Below are 17466 nucleotides of genomic sequence, written 5' to 3'. Positions count from 1 at the left end.
TGGCGACCTTAAGCGATTTTTCACGGCTTTCCGTCACAATCCCAGGGTGTTGCAAAAGCGCCGCGTCCTTGTAGGGCGCCGCCGACATCCGGGGGGTGACCATGAAAGACAGCGGCCAGCCAAAAACGGGAAATGCCGGCGCCCTTGCCGAGGCCCGCACCGGCCTCTTCCGAGCCACCTTGCTGTTCGGCTCGATCGCCGCGGCGCTGGCGTTGATCGTCGTTCCCGCCGCCGACCGTCACGCCAAGATCAGCGTCGCCGAGCGCGGCCAGACGCTGGATCCGACGGTGACCGGCTCGGTGGGACGCCCCGGCAAGAACACCTATGTCGAGAGCCGCAGCGTGCTGTGGGACGGCAAGGCCGGTCCTTGCCTATTGTTCCCCGATGGCACGCAGCGCGGCGCATGCTAACCGGCGGATCCCCTTCGCTGAGGGCGCGGCTGATGTCGCGCTGGCGCAGCTTCGTCGATGATCGGGCAGGGGCGACGGCGATCGAGTACGCGCTGATCGCCGGGTTCATCGGCCTCGCGATCGTCGGCCTCCTCTCGCAGATCGGCACCAACCTTCAGACCATATTTCAGAACGTCGCGAACGGCTTGGCGAAATAGAGCTGGCAGGATCGGCTGCTCGTCCGGTCCAAGCGATCCGGATAGCCTCGGCCTGTTCACGTTTGTCCCTATGGGACCAACAGTCTGACTGAACACGTTTCCGGTTACCCTCTGGCGATCGGACGAGAGGGACGTTCGTGCGCTTCCGCCGGCCGGCACTTCAGAGCTTGCCCGACCGATCGTTCAGGACCGCGCTGAGGCTTGCCTTCGCGCTGCCCGGCTTCAGGGGCTTCTGCTGGCTGTCATGCGGTTTCCAGCCGGAGAGGTAGACGATGTCGAAGGTCGCCCGCACCCGTCCGTCCGGATCCGAATAGCGGTCGGCGTAGATTTCCGCGGCGCGCAGGAACAGGCGGCGCCGGCTCGGTACACGGCTGCGCTCCGTCAGCATGTTCGCCATGCCCATGGCCCTGAGATCCCGCATCAGCTCGAACATCGAAGCGTAGCGCACCGTCAGCCGGTCCTGGTCGGTGACCGGCAGCGCCAGGCCCGCTCGCTGCAGGAGCGCGCCGGCGTCGCGGATGTCGACGAAGGGGGCGACGCGCGGCGAGACGCCGCCGACGATCTCCGCCTCGGCCGCGAGCAAGGCGGCGCGCAGTTCGCTCAGCGTCTCGCCGCCGAGGAGCGCCGCGAGGAACAGCCCATCCGGCTTCAGGCAGCGTTTGATCTGGACGAGGGTGCCCGGCGTATCGTTGGTGAGGTGCAGCGACAGCGCGGAAACGACGAGGTCGACGGCATTCTCGGCGAGCGGCAGCGCCTCCTCGTCGGCGACGACCGACAGGCCCGTGCCGCCGAGCAGCGCCGCATCTCGCTCGACCCGCACGACGGTGTCGACCTGGCCGCCGGCAGCGAGGAGGCCCGCCATTTCGCCGGAATGGCCGGCAAGGTCGACGGCGAGCGGAAACCGGCGCTCGACCAGCGACAGCCGTTCTGCGAGTTCCTCGGCGACTGCCTTTAACAGGAAGCGGGCCCCGGCAGCCTTCGGGTCGAGCGCCACGCGGCGCCGGCGGCGGTCGAGCAGGGCACGGTCGAAAAGAGCGTTGTTCATCCAGCTTCCAATTTCGAGGTCGACGCCGGCTTGTAGCTGATGACGCGCGGCGTATCGTCAAGCGTTTAGAGCGCCGCGCGTCCTGCAGACGCAGGATGCCTAGCATCGACATCGACGTCGAGAAAAGGACGTCCGGCAAAGGGCGCGTCCCAACCGGAGGGCAAGCATCGGCATGCGTCAAGGCGGGGCCCGCTGGCTGGCGGCGGCAATGGGCCAGCTGCTGTTTCCGCCGGTCTGTGCCGGCTGCCAGACGGCCGTCGGGCAAGCGCATGCCCTGTGCGCCGGCTGCTGGGCGGGCGTCGCCTTCATCGAGCCGCCTTTCTGCGCGGTGCTCGGCACGCCCTTCGCCTATGAGGCGGGGTTTGGTGGCGATATCGGCGCCAGCCTCCTGTCGTCGGCGGCGATCGCCGAACCGCCGCCGTTCGCCCGGCTGCGGGCGGCCGCGCTCTATGACGGGCTGGCGGCACGGCTGGTGGCGTCGCTGAAATACGGTGATCGTATCGATCTCACGCTGCTGATGGCCACCTGGATGGCGCGGGCCGGCCGGGAGCTGCTCGACGCGGCCGACCTCGTGGTCCCCGTACCGCTGCATGCGGCGCGGCTGTGGCGACGCCGCTTCAACCAGGCGGCCGAGCTGGCGCGCCAACTGGTGCGGCTGGAGGGAAAGCGCGGCCACGTCCTCCTCTATCAGCCGAGGGTGCTCGTGCGCGTCAAGGCGACGCGCAGCCAGGTCGGGCTCGGGCGCGCCCAGCGGGAGGCGAACGTGCGCGCCGCCTTTGCCGTACCCGAGCGCTGCAAGCCGGCCGTGGCCGGGCGGCGCGTGCTGCTGATCGACGACGTCTTCACCACTGGCGCCACTGTCGCCAGCGCGACGCGGGCGCTGAAGCGCGCCGGGGCGCGGGATGTCGACGTGTTGACGTTTGCAAGGGTTGCGGTCGGAGAAGGTGCCGTCCATATCTGAACCCTCAACCTTTTCAGCAGGACGCAGCCATGCCCGACGTCACCATCTACACGCGCCAGTTCTGCGGCTACTGTGCCCGCGCCAAGCAGCTGCTGACCGAGAAGGGCGTCGCCTTCGACGAGAAGGATGCGACGCACGAGCCCGAAATCCGCAAGGAGATGCTGGCCCGGGCGAACGGCGGCACGACCTTCCCGCAGATCTTCATCGGCGACCGCCATGTCGGCGGCTGCGACGACCTGTTCGCGCTCGACCGCGCCGGCAAGCTCGACCCGATGCTGGCGGCCTGATCGGCACCATCCTCGTTTTTGCGGCCTTGCGCCGCGCCGGCATTCCACCGGCCGTCTTGCCCTCCGCCATCTGCAGGATTTCCCATGACCAAGTTTACCGCCGCCGTCCTGCAGATGCGCTCAGGCGTCGACCCGAAGGCCAATGCCGAGGTGATGGCCGCGATGGTGGCCGACGCCGTCGCCAAGGGGGCGAGCTATCTGCAGACGCCGGAGATGACCGGCATGGTGCAGCGCGACCGCGCCGGGCTCAATGCTGAGTTGAAAAGCGAGGCCGACGACGTGATCGTGCGGGCCGCCGCCGAGCTTGCGCGCCAGCACGGCGTGTTCATTCATGTCGGCTCGGTCGCCGTCGCGGTCGAGGACGGGATGATCGCCAACCGAGCCTTCCTGTTCGGGCCGGACGGTCAGCGCCTCACCACCTATGACAAGATCCACATGTTCGACGTCGACCTCGACAATGGCGAGAGCTGGCGGGAGTCGGCGACCTACAGGCCGGGTGCGGCTGCAGGGATCGCCGATCTGGCGCTGGAGGGAGGCCCGGTGCGGATCGGCTTCGGCGTCTGCTACGACATGCGCTTCCCCCAGCTGTTCCGCGCCGAAGCCCTGGCCGGCGCCGAAGTGCTGACGGCGCCCGCCGCCTTTACCCGGCAGACCGGCGAGGCGCACTGGCACGTTCTCCTGCGCGCCCGGGCGATCGAGAACGGCGCCTTCATGGTCGCCGCCGCGCAGGGCGGGGTGCACGAGGACGGCCGCGAGACCTATGGCCATTCCATCATCATCGACCCCTGGGGCAAGGTGATCGCCGAGGTCGATGGCGCCGAGCCGGGCATCGCGCTGGCCGAAATCGACACAGACATGGTCGCCGCCACCCGCCGCAAGGTGCCGAACCTCAAGAACGCCCGCGACTTCGCCGCGCCATCCACGGCGGGTGCCGGCGGGGCAGCAAGGACCGCCGAGTGATCAAGTTCGCGCTCCGGTGCGAGCCGGAGGGCCATGGGTTCGACGGCTGGTTCCGCTCGAGCGACGACTTCGAGCGGCAGACGGAGGCGGGGCTCGTCTCCTGCCCGAGCTGCGGCTCGGCTGCGGTGGGCAAGAGCCTGATGCGGCCGGCGGTCGCCACCCGCCAGGGGCCGAGCGAGGCCGAGGCGGCGGGCATGATGGCAAGGCTCCAGGAGCTCAGCCGCGCGGTGCGCGCCAAGGGCGAGGATGTCGGCCCGGCCTTCGCAGAGGAGGCGCGGAAGATCCACTATGGCGAGAGCGAAGCGCGGCAGATCTTTGGCGAGGCGAGTCTGCCCGACGTGAAGGGGCTGGTAGAGGAGGGCATCGCGGTGATGCCGCTGCCGCCTCTGCCGGAAGACAAGAACTAGCGGCTTTGCCCGGAGCATCGTCTCCTCTGCACAGCGTGAACTTTTTCGGAGACCTCGATTGACCAAGACCTGGGCGGACGCGCCTTCCCCCTGCATCGACGTGTGCAAGTTTCGCGATGGAGGGCGCTGCATCGGTTGCGCGATGACCAAGCCGGAGAAGAAGGCGTTCAAGCGCCTCGACAAGAAGTCGAAGAAGAAGGACTTCTTCCGCACGCTCGCCGAACGGCTGGAGACCGCGGGGCGGCTGCCCTACTGGACGCGGATGTACCGGCGCAAATGCGATCGCAAGGACGCGCCCTGTCCGCTCGACAAGCTCGACCGCGCCGCCTGATCCCACGCGCCCCAGGAAACCGTGATGCCCGACACTTCCGATCTCGCCCTCTGGGCCGACGCGCCCAGCCCCTGCGTCGACGTCTGCAAGTACAAGCGGCAGGGCCGCTGCGTCGGCTGCGCCATGACCAAGGAAGAGAAGCAGGCGTTTCCGCGCAATGGCAGCGGCGAGGCCAAGCGGGAATTCATCGAGACGCTGATGGGCCGACTTGCCGAGGCGACACGCAACCCCGCCTTCTGGGTGATGTCGTACCGCCGCAAGTGCGTGCTGGAAGGGGTGGAATGCCCGATCCGCGAGGATGAGCAGGACGCTGGCTGACGCCTGACCAGAGCAGAAGCCTCCGTCTGTAGACAGACATGGCTACCTGGCTATCCCATGCTGAATCGTTCTTGCGTTCCGCCAGGCTGTCGGGCTGACGCCGGTGACGCGCAAGAACTCGCGGTTGAAGTTCGACTTTGTGAGGAAGCCCGCTTCGAACATGATCGCCGTCACCGGATCCTTCGTCTCGCTGAGAAGGTGGCAGGCACGTTCCACCCGGAAGGTGTTGACGTACTGCGAAACGCTCATGCCGTGGGAGCGGTTGATGGCGTTCGAGACGTCGCGTGGCGGCATGCGGAGCTTTCGGGCGATCTTGGAAAGGTTGAGTTCGAGGTCCCGGTAGAGCTCGTCCTCGCGCATTAGGGCTTCGATCCGCACGGTCACGGCGAGGTTGTCGTCTGTCGGCTCGCGCGGGGCGGTGATGGGCCGTCCGCCTTCCAGGGGCTCATCTTCCGTCGCGCTGTTCGTCGCGCTGGTCGTCGCGATGGCAGCGGCCTTGCCGAGGATCAGCAGCGCCAGAACGTTGGCGATCCCGATCACTGCACCGGAATAGGCGCCGCCGCTCCAGGCGAGGTCGATGCTGGTGAAGACATCGGTCGCAGCGGAGGCGAGGAGGGCAAGGCCGGTGATCTGCAGCGCCCGATAGGAGCGCACCACGCCGTCGAGGCGTGATGCGACGAGCGCATCCGGCCCTAGCCGCGCCTGCCACAGGAGGGCGGCGCCATAGGCGAGGAACGTCACCACGATAACGGCGCCGATCGGATCGGGCCACGCGAACTCGAGAACGACCACGAGGGCTGCCGGCAATGCGTGCGCCCAGGCGAGACGCAGGCCTCTCGCCGACGTCTCGTCGGCAAGGCTCCTGAAGCTCGCCCATGCGAGCGGTGCAATCAGCGCCGCCAGGGGCGACATCAGCGGCAGCACACCGCGCATGCCGTAGCCCCAGCGCAGGCCGATCAGGATGGATTGGACGGCATAGGCTGAGATGAGAGCTGCGAACAACGGGTTGGAGCGCCAGCCCGCCTCGTCGTGCCGGAGGGCGCGCAGCAGCATTCCGACCAGCACGAAGGATACGAAGAAGGGAAGCGGTATCAGGATCATCCGGAAATCGTCAGCTGCGTCGAGGCTCCGACGGGGAGCGGGTTGAACGACCGGCACCTTGTCCTAGATCGCGATTCGGATCGACCTTCATTGCGATCGAGGTCGCCGGGCACCAGTCTGTCGGCCACTCCCATCACGCCACAGCCATGATGGGAACCGAACGATGAATAGCCGGATGATCGCCTTTCTTTTCTTTTGCGCCGCATCGCCCGCGGCGTTGTCTGCCTCGGCAGGCGAAGCGTTGCCGACCGAACAGTTCTTGAACCTCTCGGCCGTCACCGCCATCCATATCACCGGCGAGGCGAGCGCGATCGACCTGACCACCCGCGAGGACGAGCCGTTTACCGCCACCCTCGGCGGCAAGCGCACTGGGTGGTTCGCGCATTGGACCTCGATCTGGTCCGATACGGACTGCCGAACCGAAGGCCGCATGTCCGTGAGGGACGCAACGCTCTTCGTCGATGCCAGCACATCCTCCTGGCTGGATACCGCCGCCTGTACCGTCGAGTTGAAGGCGAATGTCCGCAAGGAGGTGTCGGTCTCGATCGAGCAGGCCGCTTCGCAGGTGAAGCTCGTCGGCGATTTCGCGGCGATCGCACTCGACAACAAGGCTGCCGACGTGACGCTCGAGGGGCATGCCGGCTCTGTCCTGCTGAAGACCGCAGCGCTGCGTGCACATCTGAACTTCGAGCGGACGGAGGGGAACGAAACGCTGCTGATCGCCGCCGTCAGTCAGGATAGCTATCTGAGCTTCGCCGCCGATACCGCGATCAGCTACACGGTGGAAGCAAAGGCCGCGATGGTCGACAGCGCGCTGCCCAACGCCGCGGGCGCCAAGCCATCGGTCGTCTTGCGCGGCGACTACGTCCGGGCGACCATTCGTTAAGGCGCGATCTTGGCAAGATGGGCGCTGGCGTAGAGGCGCGACCACTGCCTCGCGTGGCCGATGCCCACAAGAGTGAGCCTGGCGGACAGGCAGGCCGTACACGCGAAAACGGCCCCGCCATCGCTGGCAGGGCCGTTGGTATTTCCAGGTGTAATCGCTGCGGCCTACTTCAGGTGGGCGCGGAGCATCCAGGCGAACTTGTCGTGCGCCTCGATGCGGGCTGTGGAGAGGTCGTTGGTCGCCCAATCGCCGTGCTGGTCGGCGATCTCGCAGAGGGCCGAGAGCGTCGAGGAGATCTGCTCCTGGTCGGCGAGGAGGGCGGCGATCATTTCCTTGGCGTCGGCGTGGCCGTCATGCTCCTTCACCGCGCTGCGGGCGAGATAGACGGAGTAGCGGCCTTCCGCGTGCACATCGAACTGCTTGATGCGCTCGGCAAGGAGATCCTGGCCCTCGAAGTGGTCCTCGTAGATCTTCTGGAACAGCTCGTGCAGCGGGCCGAACGACATGCCGGTGACGTTCCAATGGAAGTTCTGCGCCTTCATCGTCTCGATGGAGGTCTCAGCCAGCGCCTGCGTCAGGCCCTGGACGATCTCTTCCTTGGCATTCGGCTCGATCTTGGCGGCGGTCAGTCCCATGGGTGTCTCCTTGTGACCGGGCGTGCCGGTCCTTGTCGTGGAATAATTCTAAACTAGGCTGCCGATCCCGCTTTGGCAATCCTTTTTTGAATCATTCTAAACTGGGCGGCGAGCCGCTGCGTGCCGGAGTTGCGACGCTGCAGCAGCGGCGCGCGTCGGCAACCGTGGCGAAGTCGATCGCCGATATCCGGGAAGCAGAGGGTCGCAAGGTAGAGTGCGGCAGCCTATTCGGCGCTGTCGAGCATCCGCACGAGGCCCGCCGAGAGAAAGCGCATCCAGCGCTGCGCCTCGGGCTGCACGCGCCAGGCGATCAGCGCGCGGGCGCCGGGCTCGTCGCCCCGGCGGGTCGCGGCGACCAGCCGCAGCAGCCAGGTCTCGTCCTCGCCGACGGACTTTGCGCCGGGGCGATAGAAGCTCATCTGGCGGCGGCCCTTGTTGGCGAGGCCGTGAAAGAAGGCGTTGGCATAGCGGGAGAGCGATACGTCGGTCTCGCCGGAAAGAAGCAGGCAAGCCCGCTCGAGATCGGGCTGCGGCGCGATGACGCTGCGCAGTGCCAGCCAGCGCAGCCGGTCGAGGTCGATGCGCTCTGCGGCGCTTGGCTCGAACGACGGGATGATGCGGGCAGCCGTCGCGCACGGGAAAGCGAGAACCGTCTCGCTGCCCGCGTTGGTTTCTGCCTGCTTGAGTGCTGCTGCCATTGCCAAGAGATCCTCGGACTCAACCGGAGTGCCGTCTGCGCCTTGCATATAAACTTGAGCGTCAGGCGAAGCAATCGGCGGGCATGGTCGGCGGAGGGTATGGCCGCACACATCCACGTGCAGTGAGGTCGGGAAAGCGAGGCCGGTGACAGTCGAGATTACAGGCGAGGGCCGTGACCGGCTCAGGTGCTTTCAGTCACGGCGGGCGAGGACCATGTAGTTGACGTCCATGTCCTTCGACGGGCGCCAGGCGTCGGCGAGCGGGTGATAGACGATGCCCGTCTCGTCGATCATCGAGAGGCCCGCCGCCTCGACCGGGGAGCGGATCTCCTCCGGGCGGACGAGCTTGGAATATTGGTGCGTGCCTTTCGGCAGCCAGCCCAGCACGTATTCCGCACCGATGATGGCAAAGCCCATGGCCTTGAGGGTCCGGTTGATGGTGGCGACGAAGAGCAGCCCGCCCGGCTTCACCATGTCGGCGCAGGAGGTCAGGAAGTAGGGAACGTCGGAGACGTGCTCGACCACTTCGAGCGCCAGCACGACGTCGAACTTCTCGCCGGCTTCGGCGATCGCCTCGGCGGTGGTGGCGCGGTAGTCGATGTCGAGCCCGCTCTGGGCGGCGTGGAGGCGCGCCACCTCGATGTTGGTCGCCGAGGCGTCGGCGCCGACGACCTTGGCGCCAAGACGCGCCACCGGCTCGGAGATCAGGCCGCCGCCGCAACCGATGTCGAGAACGCTGAGTCCCTCGAACGGCCGGGACGCAGCGAGGTCGACGCCAAAATTCAAACCGAGCTGTTCGCGGATATAGGCGAGGCGCACGGGGTTGAACTTGTGCAGCGGCTTGAACTTGCCCGCCGGGTTCCACCATTCAGCGGCGAGCCTCGAAAAGCGCTCGACTTCGCCGTCGTCGATCGTCGTCTGCCGCGCGTCGCTCATCGTCCTGGTCCCGTCATCTTGTCGTCCCTCCGCATGTTCGCCCCCAGCGGCGAAAGTCAAGCGCCGGCGGTCGGCGGGCACCCGATGACGACCATCAGACGAGGTCGTCGACGGCAAGTTTCAGCGCGATGGCGATGGCGTGGATCTCGGCGGGGCTGCCGGTCACGCTGCCCGTTTCCAGGTCGAGGAGGCGGGGCGCGGGGACCGCGGTGGTCTCGGCGAGGTCGATGATCGACAGGCCGCGATATTCCCGCCAGACCTTGATCGGGTTGGCGCCGGACAGCAGCCGGTCGAGGAAGCCCGATGGCACGACTTCCTCCATCTCGCTCGCCAGTGCCGCGGTGAAGTCGTCTCCGGCCGGCCCGTCCGCTGGCCCATCCGCCGGCCCCCCCGCTGGAACGTCGACGAGGGCAAGGAGCGCGTCCAGATCCGCCTCTGGCAGAATGGCCATGCGCTCGCCGCCGGGCGTGACGATGATCTGCACTTTAAGCGGGCGTTTCATGGGCAAGGCGTCCGTGTTGTCGGCGGTCAGTCTAGCCGCCTTGACGAAAGATCAAGTTGCCGTCGATCCGCTGCCAGCGAGAAAAGCCGGGAATGGCTTCCAGTTCGTTTACGCGCAAGGCGGTGCGGGCGCTGCGCATGCCCGACGGGGCGCCCTCCGGCGTGGCCGGCACAGGGGGCCGCGACGCCTATTCTTGCAGTCGCCGCGCATATCCGCTAACTCCCGGCCGCTGCAGGGAGGGCTCGAAAGGCGTTCCCGGAAGCGTCCTATCGACACACCGCGGACATCTCTGCCGTCCGCCGTCCAGGCTAGCATCTCCATGGCGCGTCTCGTCCTCAAGTTCGGCGGCACTTCGGTCGCCGACATTCCCCGCATCCGCAACGTCGCGGAACACGTGAAACGTGAGGTGGATGCCGGGCATCAGGTCGCCGTCGTGGTCTCGGCCATGTCCGGCAAGACCAACGAACTCGTCGCCTGGTGCCGCGAGGCCTCACCGATGCACGATGCCCGCGAATACGATGCCGTGGTGGCGTCGGGCGAGCAGGTGACGGCCGGGCTTCTCGCTATCGCGCTGCAGGCAATGGGCGTCAACGCCCGCTCCTGGATGGGCTGGCAGGTGCCGATCAAGACCGACGGCCAGCACGGCGCGGCGCGTATTCTCGACATCGACGGCTCGGAACTCGTCCGACGCTTCGACGAGGGCCAGGTCGCCGTCATCGCCGGCTTCCAGGGCATCGCGCCGGACAACCGGATCGCGACGCTTGGCCGCGGCGGCTCCGACACCTCGGCTGTGGCGATCGCCGCGGCGATCAAGGCGGACCGCTGCGACATCTATACCGACGTCGACGGCGTCTACACCACCGATCCGCGCATCGAGCCCAAGGCGCGGCGAATGGCGAAGATCTCGTTTGAAGAAATGCTGGAAATGGCGTCGCTCGGCGCCAAGGTCCTGCAGGTGCGCTCGGTCGAGCTCGCCATGGTGCACAAGGTCCGGCTGTTCGTGCGATCGTCCTTCGACGACCCGCATGCGCCGGGAATGGGCGACGTCTTGAACCCGCCTGGAACGCTCATTTGCGACGAGGATGAAATCGTGGAACAGCAGGTTGTGACCGGCATCGCCTATGCCAAGGACGAAGCGCAGATCTCGCTGCGGCGGGTCGAGGACCAGCCGGGCGTCGCCGCGGCGATCTTCGGACCGCTGGCCGACGCCGGCGTCAACGTCGACATGATCGTCCAGAACATCTCCGAGGACGGCACCCGCACCGACATGACCTTCACGGTCCCGGCGAGCGATCTCGCCAAGGCGACGGCGATCCTCGAGAAGGCGAAGCCGGAAATGCGCTTCGACGTGATCCAGAGCGAACTCGGCCTGACCAAGGTATCGGTGATCGGCGTCGGCATGCGCAGCCACACCGGCGTCGCCGCCACCGCCTTCAAGGCACTGGCGGGCCGCGGCATCAACATTCGCGCGATCACGACGTCGGAGATCAAGATCTCCATCCTGATCGATGGCGAGTTCTCCGAACTTGCCGTTCGGAGCTTGCATTCGGTGTACGGTCTCGACAAAGCTTGAGCCGGGCGATGCACCCCTGAGAAAGGGTGTCGCCCGCTGAAATTGCGCGCGTCGGTGGCGGGCGGACGGACCGGAAGGCGGTTTCCTCGGGACCGGCAGTTGGAAGACGGCGTTGATCAGAAGCGATTCGTCAGGACCACGCGTGCTCATGCGCAAGATCCGGGAGCTCATGGCCGAGCCCCTGGAGCCGCAGGCGCGTCTTGACGAGATCGTCCGCCAGATCGCCCAGAACATGGTCGCCGAGGTCTGCTCGCTCTACGTGCTGCGGGCCGACGCGGTGCTCGAGCTCTACGCCACCGAGGGTCTGAACCCGGGCTCCGTCCATCTGGCGCAACTGCGGCTGGGCGAAGGCCTGGTCGGCACGATCGCTGCCACCGCGCGTTCGCTGAACCTTCCCGAGGCACAGAAGCACCCGGCCTTCACCTACCTGCCCGAGACCGGCGAGGAGCCGTTCAACGCCTTCCTCGGCGTGCCGATCCTGCGCGCCGGCCGGACGCTGGGCGTGCTCGACGTGCAGAACCGCGCCAAGCGGGTCTACCGCGAGGAGGAGGTCGAGGCGCTCGAGACCGTCGCCATGGTCGTCGCCGAAATGATCGCCGCGGGCAGCCTTGCCGGCCTGTCGCGCCCGGGTGTCGTCCTCGATCTGTCGCGCCCGGTCTCGTTCAACGGCGTCGCGCTGTCGGAGGGCATCGGGCTCGGCCATGTCGTGCTGCACGAGCCGCGCGTGGTGGTGACCAACCTCTTCAACGAGGATGCCGACGCCGAGATCACCCGCCTCGAAAAGGCGCTGCAGTTCCTGCGGATTTCGATCGAGGACATGTTGTCGCGTCGCGACATCGCGGCCGAGGGCGAACACCGCGCGGTGCTCGAGGCCTACCGCATGTTCGCGCACGACCGCGGCTGGGTGCGGCGGCTGGAAGAGGCGGTGCGCAACGGCCTGACAGCGGAAGCTGCGGTCGAGAAGGTACAGAGCGACATGCGCGCGCGCATGATGCACATGACCGACCCGTTCATTCGCGAGCGGCTGCACGATTTCGACGACCTCGCCAACCGTCTGCTGCGCCAGCTGATGGGCCGGGCGGAGGGCGCCGGCGGCGAGGACGGGCCGAAGGACGCAATCATCGTCGCGCGCTCGATGGGCGCGGCCGAGCTGCTCGACTATCGACGCGACCAGCTGCGCGGGTTGATCCTGGAAGAGGGCACGGCGACCAGCCATGTCGTCATCGTCGCCCGCGCGCTCGGCCTTCCGGTGGTCGGCCAGGCCAAGGGCGTCGTCTCGATGTCCGAGAACGGCGACGCCATCATCATCGACGGCGACGACGGCGGCGTGCACCTGCGCCCGACCGCCGAGGTCGAGGGCGTGTTCGTGGAGAAGGTGCAGTTCCGCGCCAAGCGCCAGGAGCAGTACCGGGCGCTGCGCGACGTCGCCGCCGAGAGCAAGGACGGGGTGGAGATCCACCTCCTGATGAATGCCGGCCTGCTGGTCGACCTGCCGCAGCTCAGCGCCTCGGGCGCGACGGGCATCGGCCTGTTCCGCACCGAACTGCAGTTCATGGTGTCGTCGTCGATGCCGAAGGCGAGCGAGCAGGAGCGGCTCTACGCGGCCGTCCTCGATGCGGCCGGCGCGATGCCGGTGACCTTCCGCACGCTCGACATCGGTGGCGACAAGATACTGCCCTACCTCCACCAGTCGGCCGAGGAGAACCCGGCGCTCGGCTACCGCGCCATTCGCCTCGCGCTCGATCGGCCGGGCCTGATGCGCACCCAGCTGCGTGGCCTCCTGAAGGCTGCGGCCGGGCGCGAGCTGCGCGTGATGTTCCCGATGATCACCGAGCTTGCCGAGCTGCGGCAGGCCCGCGACCTGATTTCGCGCGAGTTCAAGCACCTCACCAAGTTCGGCCATGTCATGCCGCGCCGGCTGAAGATCGGCGCGATGATCGAGGTGCCGTCGCTCTTGTTCCAGCTGGACGAGCTGATGCAGCTGGTCGACTTCGTTTCGATCGGCTCGAACGACCTCTTCCAGTTCTTCTCGGCCGTCGACCGCGGAAATGCGAGGATGGCGGGGCGGTTCGACGACCTGTCGCCGCCGTTCCTGACGGCGCTGAAGAGCATTCTCGACGCTGGCAAGCGAAATTCGGTGCAGGTTACCCTCTGCGGCGAGATGGCGGGCAAGCCGCTGTCGGCGATGGCGCTGATCGGCCTCGGCTTCCGCTCGATCTCGATGACGCCCTCGGCGATCGGGCCGGTCAAGGCGATGCTGCTGGAGCTTCCGGTGGCCAAGCTGCAGGCGGTGATGGACGCCCATATCGCCGATCGCTACCGCAGCGGCTCGATGCGGCAATTGCTGACGAGCTTTGCCGAAGCGCACGCGATCCCCTATTAGCGGGCCTTCGCACGGACGCTGAGCGCGCGGCCGACCGGCACGCGTGCCCCCTTTCTTACCGACGCTTGGGACGACATGGCAGTTCTGCCTTCTGACACGATGAACGAGATCGTTCGCCGCTTTTCCTATCTCGAGGCCGAGATGGCCAAGGGCGGCGACCGCGAGAGCTTTGCCGCCCTTGCCAGCGAATATGCGGGCATGGAGGGCATCGTCGCGGCGATCGGCCGTTACCGGCGGATCGAGGAAGAACTTGCCGACATGCGCGCGATGATGGAGGACCCGGCCTCCGACCGGGAGATGCGTGACCTCGCTTCGGCGGAGATTTCCGCCCTTCGCGACCAAGAGGCGGCGCTGTCGGAGGAGATCCAGCTGCTGCTGCTGCCGAAGGATGCGGCCGACGAAAAGAGCGCCATCCTCGAAATCCGGGCCGGCACCGGCGGCTCCGAGGCCGGCCTCTTCGCCGGCGACCTGTTCCGCATGTACCAGCGCTATGCCGAGACCCACGGCTGGAAGGTCGACGTGCTGTCGGCCAGCGAGGGCGAGGTCGGCGGCTACAAGGAAGTCATCGCCTCGATCAACGGGCGTGGCGTGTTCTCCCGGTTGAAGTTCGAGTCCGGCGTCCACCGCGTCCAGCGCGTCCCGGCAACAGAGTCGGGCGGGCGCATCCATACCTCGGCGGCGACCGTCGCGGTGCTGCCCGAGGCCGAGGACATCGACATCGACATCAAGGCCGAGGATATCCGCATCGACACCATGCGGGCCTCCGGCTCCGGCGGCCAGCATGTCAATACGACAGACTCGGCCGTACGCATCACGCATTTGCCGACCGGCATCATGGTCGTCTCGGCCGAGAAGTCGCAGCACCAGAACCGCGCGCGGGCGATGCAGGTGCTGCGGGCGCGGCTGTTCGACATGGAGCGGCAGCGGGCCGACGACGAACGCTCCGAAAACCGGCGCAGCCAGGTCGGCTCGGGCGACCGCTCGGAGCGCATCCGCACCTATAATTTTCCGCAGGGCCGCGTCACCGACCACCGCATCAACCTGACGCTCTACAAGCTGGACAAGGTGATGGAGGGGGAGCTCGGCGAACTCGTCGACGCCCTTACCGCCGATCACCAGGCCAGCCTCCTCGCCTCGGTCGGCAACGAAAGCTAGGCCGGCGTGTCGCCCCCCGAGACGATCGCCGCGCTGCTCGTCCGCACCCGCAAGCAGTTGGCGCCGGTGACGGCGGAAGCCGAGTTGGACAGCCGGCTGCTGCTGGCGTTCGCTTTCGGCCTGGACGCTGCAGGGCTGATCCTGCGCGGTCATGATCCCGCTTCTCCCGATCAAAAAACGCTTCTCGAGGGTCTCGTCGCGCGCCGCCTCGCAGGCGAGCCGGTTCACCGCATCATCGGCCGGCGGGCGTTCTACGCGCATGATTTCGTGCTGTCGCCGGATACGCTGGAGCCACGCCCGGACACCGAAATCCTCGTCGATCTCTGCCGCCAGCCGATCGAGCGGGTGCTGGCTGCGCGGGGCAGCTGCCGCCTGGTCGACGTTGGCACCGGCAGCGGCGCGATCGCGGTGTCGCTGCTGGCGCTCTATCCCGATCTCGCGGTCGTGGCGCTGGACCTTTCCCAAGGTGCCGTCGAGACGGCGCGGCGGAACGCCGAGGCAGCTGGCGTCGCGGCCCGGTTCTATCCCGTCGTCGGCAACTATCTGGCAGCGCTTCGGACGCCCATCGACATCATCGTCTCCAACCCGCCCTACATCCGCAGCGCCGACATTCTCAGCCTGTCGCGCGAGGTGCGAGCGCACGACCCGATGCGCGCGCTGGATGGCGGGGCGGACGGCCTCGACGCCTACCGTGCCATCGCCGCACAGGCCGCATCGCTTCTCGCGCCGGACGGCGATGCGCTGATGGAGATCGGTCAGGGTCAGGCAAGCGATGTCTGCCAGATCTTCAAGCGAAGCGGCCTTGATCTCGCCGCATCGGCGGATGATCTCAGCGGCACGACGCGAGCGCTGTGGTTCCGCCGACACCCGTGATCGATGATTCGGGGAAGGCGCTGCGGCGGACCGGGGACCGTGCTCTCTTGGCGTCAATATCGGGCGGAAAACCGTTGGAGACGCTAAGCTTTAAGTCGGACGCCAGTAAATAAGGCTTGTGGCTGCGCAGCGAAGCCACTAGATTTGCAGGCGTTACGGAATATTCGAGGGGGAACGCCCCGCGCATCTCGGTCCGCTGGACCGGTCGGGATGCCAGGCGCTCGAAGAATGGCATGGCTGCCGTCCGTGATACCGTCGATTTGGAATCGATCGGCTTAACCGAAACATCAATCTCGATACTGGCAGCGACTGAACGCAGCCGATCGTGTGCCGCGACGCTTCCTCCAGCGTGACGAAGCACCCCGCGGCAAGGGGCTCACTGGCCTGAAGGCCGGATATCCAAAGACAGGAAGAGCATGAGGCCAGGACAGCAGCAGCAGCAGAACAAGCAGCGCATGCGCGGACGCGGTCGTAAGGGACCTAACCCGCTCTCGCGCAGCTACGAGTCGAATGGCCCCGACGTGAAGATCCGCGGCACAGCGCAGCACATCGCCGAGAAGTACTCGACGCTGGCGCGCGACGCTTCCGCTTCCGGCGACCGCGTGATGGCCGAGAACTATCTCCAGCACGCCGAGCACTACGGCCGCATCGTTGCGGCAGCGCAGGGCACGTTCCAGCTGCAGCAGGACGAGGCCGAGTACGACGGGGATGACGAGGAGGGCGGCGAGGACAGCTTCGACGCGCAGGATCGCAACCAGCAGCCCGTCCAGGACCGCCAGCCGCCGCAGGGCCAGCAGGACCGTCCGCAGGGCAACGGCCAGCAGAACGCCCGCGACCAGAACCAGCCGCGTGACGGCAACCGCGAGTTCGCCCGCGACCGGAACCGCGACGGCAACCGGGATGCCAACGGCAACCGGGACGGCAACCGCGAGGCCCGCGACCGCGACAACAACGGCAACCGCGAGAACAATGTTGCCCGCGACAACAACGGAAGCCGCGACAACGCAAACCGCGACAACGCTGGCCGCGATAACAATGCGGGCCGCGGCAATCGCGACGGCAACCGCGAGAACCGCGACGGCAACCGGGAATTTGCCCGCGACCAGCAGGGCCGAGATGGCCAGAACCGTGATAGCCAGAATGGCCAGAACCGGGAGGTTCGGGGCGAAAACCGTCCGGCACCGAGCGGCCTCGGTCCTCAGCCTTTCGTCGAGCCCCGTCTCCAGAACGAGCAGCCCGCTGTCGCTTCCGGCGAGAACTCAGCCCGCGCCGATGCGCCGGCCGAGGAGTTTCGTCCGCGCAATGACGGCGAGAACGCCGAGCGCGAGCCGCGCCGCCGCGGTCGTCCGCGCCGTGCGCGTCTCGGCGAGAGCGAGGCCGGTGTTGCCGGCGCGTTCGATGCCGGCCAGCCCGAAACCTCCCAGCCGATAGCGGCCGAGCCATCGCCGGCTGCCGCCGCGCCGCCGCAGGCCGAGGCGCCCGTAACGCCGCCGGCCGCACCGGTCGCGACCCCTGCCGAGGCGCCAGCCGCCGCAGCGCCAGCTTCGGCGACGGTCGATGCACCGGCGTCCGATGCAGCGCCCGTCGAGGGCGAGGCCAAGGTAAAGCGCAAGCCGGGCCGGCCGAAGAAGAAGAAGCCGGATGATGATTCGTCCGGCGGGGGCGACGACGGCGGTGATCATCTGCCGGCCTTCCTGATGGCCTCGAACGGCTGATCGGGATACCCACTCACTGCAAGATACAGAACGGCGCCGGGTTACTCCCGGCGCCGTTTTTGTTTCCGGTCCACCTGCCGCATCCTCTTCCGG

The 17466-nt window shown here is 67.3% G+C and carries 20 protein-coding genes; 14 read left to right on the top strand and 6 right to left on the bottom strand.

Annotation, left to right across the window (positions count from 1 at the left end; all coding sequences use genetic code 11):
* The first annotated feature begins 101 nt into the window (after positions 1-101).
* Both ACZL02_RS10990 and ACZL02_RS10985 read left to right on the top strand, forming a co-directional pair.
* On the top strand, positions 102-410 hold the full coding sequence (locus tag ACZL02_RS10990; RefSeq protein ID WP_472939655.1) for a hypothetical protein: 309 nt from the start codon (positions 102-104) through the stop codon (positions 408-410).
* Between the two features lie 32 nt (positions 411-442).
* Positions 443-607 carry a Flp family type IVb pilin gene (locus ACZL02_RS10985; RefSeq protein WP_472939654.1) on the top strand — a complete coding sequence of 55 codons (165 nt, stop codon included), beginning with the start codon at positions 443-445 and terminating at the stop codon, positions 605-607.
* Between the two features lie 160 nt (positions 608-767).
* Here the strand turns inward: ACZL02_RS10985 and ACZL02_RS10980 are convergent, their stop codons facing one another.
* Positions 768-1652 (bottom strand): methyltransferase domain-containing protein, encoded by an 885-nt coding sequence (locus ACZL02_RS10980; RefSeq protein ID WP_472939653.1) that lies wholly within the window; start codon positions 1650-1652, stop codon positions 768-770.
* A gap of 172 nt (positions 1653-1824) precedes the next feature.
* On the opposite strand from ACZL02_RS10980, the gene ACZL02_RS10975 reads away from it, so the two are divergent.
* From ACZL02_RS10975 to ACZL02_RS10950, 6 genes are all read left to right on the top strand, one after another.
* Positions 1825-2613, top strand: coding sequence for a ComF family protein (locus ACZL02_RS10975; protein ID WP_472939652.1), 789 nt, complete (start codon positions 1825-1827; stop codon positions 2611-2613).
* 29 nt (positions 2614-2642) lie between these two features.
* Complete coding sequence (gene grxC, locus ACZL02_RS10970) at positions 2643-2900, top strand: glutaredoxin 3 (protein WP_472939651.1); 258 nt, start codon at positions 2643-2645, stop codon at positions 2898-2900.
* Positions 2901-2984: 84 nt separating this feature from the next.
* Positions 2985-3860 carry a carbon-nitrogen hydrolase family protein gene (locus ACZL02_RS10965; RefSeq protein ID WP_472939650.1) on the top strand — a complete coding sequence of 292 codons (876 nt, stop codon included), beginning with the start codon at positions 2985-2987 and terminating at the stop codon, positions 3858-3860.
* Entirely contained in the window at positions 3857-4267 is a 411-nt protein-coding gene (locus ACZL02_RS10960) for a DUF1178 family protein (protein ID WP_472939649.1), read from the top strand. The genes ACZL02_RS10965 and ACZL02_RS10960 overlap by 4 nt, the downstream gene beginning before the upstream one ends.
* A gap of 58 nt (positions 4268-4325) precedes the next feature.
* Positions 4326-4598, top strand: a complete 273-nt coding sequence (locus ACZL02_RS10955; protein WP_472939648.1) for a DUF1289 domain-containing protein — start codon at positions 4326-4328, stop codon at positions 4596-4598.
* Positions 4599-4622: 24 nt separating this feature from the next.
* The gene (locus ACZL02_RS10950) at positions 4623-4916 is read left to right on the top strand and encodes a DUF1289 domain-containing protein (RefSeq protein WP_472939647.1); all 294 of its coding nucleotides are present in this window, start codon (positions 4623-4625) and stop codon (positions 4914-4916) included.
* A gap of 42 nt (positions 4917-4958) precedes the next feature.
* Here the strand turns inward: ACZL02_RS10950 and ACZL02_RS10945 are convergent, their stop codons facing one another.
* Positions 4959-6017 carry a helix-turn-helix domain-containing protein gene (locus ACZL02_RS10945; RefSeq protein WP_472939646.1) on the bottom strand — a complete coding sequence of 353 codons (1059 nt, stop codon included), beginning with the start codon at positions 6015-6017 and terminating at the stop codon, positions 4959-4961.
* A gap of 241 nt (positions 6018-6258) precedes the next feature.
* Between ACZL02_RS10945 and ACZL02_RS10940 the strand changes: the two genes are divergently transcribed.
* The gene (locus ACZL02_RS10940) at positions 6259-6903 is read left to right on the top strand and encodes a hypothetical protein (RefSeq protein ID WP_472939645.1); all 645 of its coding nucleotides are present in this window, start codon (positions 6259-6261) and stop codon (positions 6901-6903) included.
* A gap of 164 nt (positions 6904-7067) precedes the next feature.
* Here ACZL02_RS10940 and ACZL02_RS10935 read toward each other — a convergent pair whose 3' ends face one another.
* The 4 genes from ACZL02_RS10935 to ACZL02_RS10920 all read right to left on the bottom strand — a co-directional run bounded on the left by ACZL02_RS10935 (position 7068) and on the right by ACZL02_RS10920 (position 9674).
* Positions 7068-7538 (bottom strand): Dps family protein, encoded by a 471-nt coding sequence (locus tag ACZL02_RS10935; protein WP_472939644.1) that lies wholly within the window; start codon positions 7536-7538, stop codon positions 7068-7070.
* 224 nt (positions 7539-7762) lie between these two features.
* The gene (locus ACZL02_RS10930; protein WP_472939643.1) at positions 7763-8236 is read right to left on the bottom strand and encodes a hypothetical protein; all 474 of its coding nucleotides are present in this window, start codon (positions 8234-8236) and stop codon (positions 7763-7765) included.
* Between the two features lie 192 nt (positions 8237-8428).
* Positions 8429-9172 carry a bifunctional 2-polyprenyl-6-hydroxyphenol methylase/3-demethylubiquinol 3-O-methyltransferase UbiG gene (gene ubiG, locus ACZL02_RS10925; RefSeq protein WP_472939642.1) on the bottom strand — a complete coding sequence of 248 codons (744 nt, stop codon included), beginning with the start codon at positions 9170-9172 and terminating at the stop codon, positions 8429-8431.
* A 94-nt stretch (positions 9173-9266) separates the two neighbouring features.
* Positions 9267-9674 (bottom strand): helix-turn-helix domain-containing protein, encoded by a 408-nt coding sequence (locus ACZL02_RS10920; RefSeq protein WP_472939641.1) that lies wholly within the window; start codon positions 9672-9674, stop codon positions 9267-9269.
* 319 nt (positions 9675-9993) lie between these two features.
* Between ACZL02_RS10920 and ACZL02_RS10915 the strand changes: the two genes are divergently transcribed.
* From ACZL02_RS10915 to ACZL02_RS10895, 5 genes are all read left to right on the top strand, one after another.
* Positions 9994-11247 carry an aspartate kinase gene (locus ACZL02_RS10915; RefSeq protein ID WP_472939640.1) on the top strand — a complete coding sequence of 418 codons (1254 nt, stop codon included), beginning with the start codon at positions 9994-9996 and terminating at the stop codon, positions 11245-11247.
* A gap of 115 nt (positions 11248-11362) precedes the next feature.
* Positions 11363-13630: a phosphoenolpyruvate--protein phosphotransferase gene (gene ptsP, locus ACZL02_RS10910; protein ID WP_472940061.1), complete on the top strand. Its 2268-nt coding sequence runs from the start codon at positions 11363-11365 to the stop codon at positions 13628-13630.
* Positions 13631-13705: 75 nt separating this feature from the next.
* Positions 13706-14785, top strand: a complete 1080-nt coding sequence (gene prfA, locus ACZL02_RS10905; protein ID WP_472939639.1) for a peptide chain release factor 1 — start codon at positions 13706-13708, stop codon at positions 14783-14785.
* A gap of 6 nt (positions 14786-14791) precedes the next feature.
* A complete protein-coding gene (prmC, locus tag ACZL02_RS10900) occupies positions 14792-15658 on the top strand; it encodes a peptide chain release factor N(5)-glutamine methyltransferase (protein ID WP_472939638.1) in 867 nt (288 codons plus the stop codon).
* A gap of 416 nt (positions 15659-16074) precedes the next feature.
* Complete coding sequence (locus ACZL02_RS10895; RefSeq protein WP_472939637.1) at positions 16075-17373, top strand: DUF4167 domain-containing protein; 1299 nt, start codon at positions 16075-16077, stop codon at positions 17371-17373.
* Positions 17374-17466 lie beyond the last annotated feature (93 nt).

This window comes from Mesocryomonas fontinalis (assembly GCF_055730125.2).
This window is presented reverse-complemented; position numbering and strand designations above follow the sequence as displayed.

Bases quoted from the DNA above. Each gene is read 5' to 3' on its own strand.
- ACZL02_RS10990 (WP_472939655.1), top strand. From the start codon at position 102: ATGAAAGACAGCGGCCAGCCAAAAACGGGAAATGCCGGCGCCCTTGCC.
- ACZL02_RS10985 (WP_472939654.1), top strand. From the start codon at position 443: ATGTCGCGCTGGCGCAGCTTCGTCGATGATCGGGCAGGGGCGACGGCG.
- ACZL02_RS10980 (WP_472939653.1), bottom strand. From the start codon at position 1,652: ATGAACAACGCTCTTTTCGACCGTGCCCTGCTCGACCGCCGCCGGCGC.
- ACZL02_RS10975 (WP_472939652.1), top strand. From the start codon at position 1,825: ATGCGTCAAGGCGGGGCCCGCTGGCTGGCGGCGGCAATGGGCCAGCTG.
- grxC (WP_472939651.1), top strand. From the start codon at position 2,643: ATGCCCGACGTCACCATCTACACGCGCCAGTTCTGCGGCTACTGTGCC.
- ACZL02_RS10965 (WP_472939650.1), top strand. From the start codon at position 2,985: ATGACCAAGTTTACCGCCGCCGTCCTGCAGATGCGCTCAGGCGTCGAC.
- ACZL02_RS10950 (WP_472939647.1), top strand. From the start codon at position 4,623: ATGCCCGACACTTCCGATCTCGCCCTCTGGGCCGACGCGCCCAGCCCC.
- ACZL02_RS10945 (WP_472939646.1), bottom strand. From the start codon at position 6,017: ATGATCCTGATACCGCTTCCCTTCTTCGTATCCTTCGTGCTGGTCGGA.
- ACZL02_RS10935 (WP_472939644.1), bottom strand. From the start codon at position 7,538: ATGGGACTGACCGCCGCCAAGATCGAGCCGAATGCCAAGGAAGAGATC.
- ACZL02_RS10930 (WP_472939643.1), bottom strand. From the start codon at position 8,236: ATGGCAGCAGCACTCAAGCAGGCAGAAACCAACGCGGGCAGCGAGACG.
- ubiG (WP_472939642.1), bottom strand. From the start codon at position 9,172: ATGAGCGACGCGCGGCAGACGACGATCGACGACGGCGAAGTCGAGCGC.
- ACZL02_RS10920 (WP_472939641.1), bottom strand. From the start codon at position 9,674: ATGAAACGCCCGCTTAAAGTGCAGATCATCGTCACGCCCGGCGGCGAG.
- ACZL02_RS10915 (WP_472939640.1), top strand. From the start codon at position 9,994: ATGGCGCGTCTCGTCCTCAAGTTCGGCGGCACTTCGGTCGCCGACATT.
- prfA (WP_472939639.1), top strand. From the start codon at position 13,706: ATGGCAGTTCTGCCTTCTGACACGATGAACGAGATCGTTCGCCGCTTT.
- ACZL02_RS10895 (WP_472939637.1), top strand. From the start codon at position 16,075: ATGAGGCCAGGACAGCAGCAGCAGCAGAACAAGCAGCGCATGCGCGGA.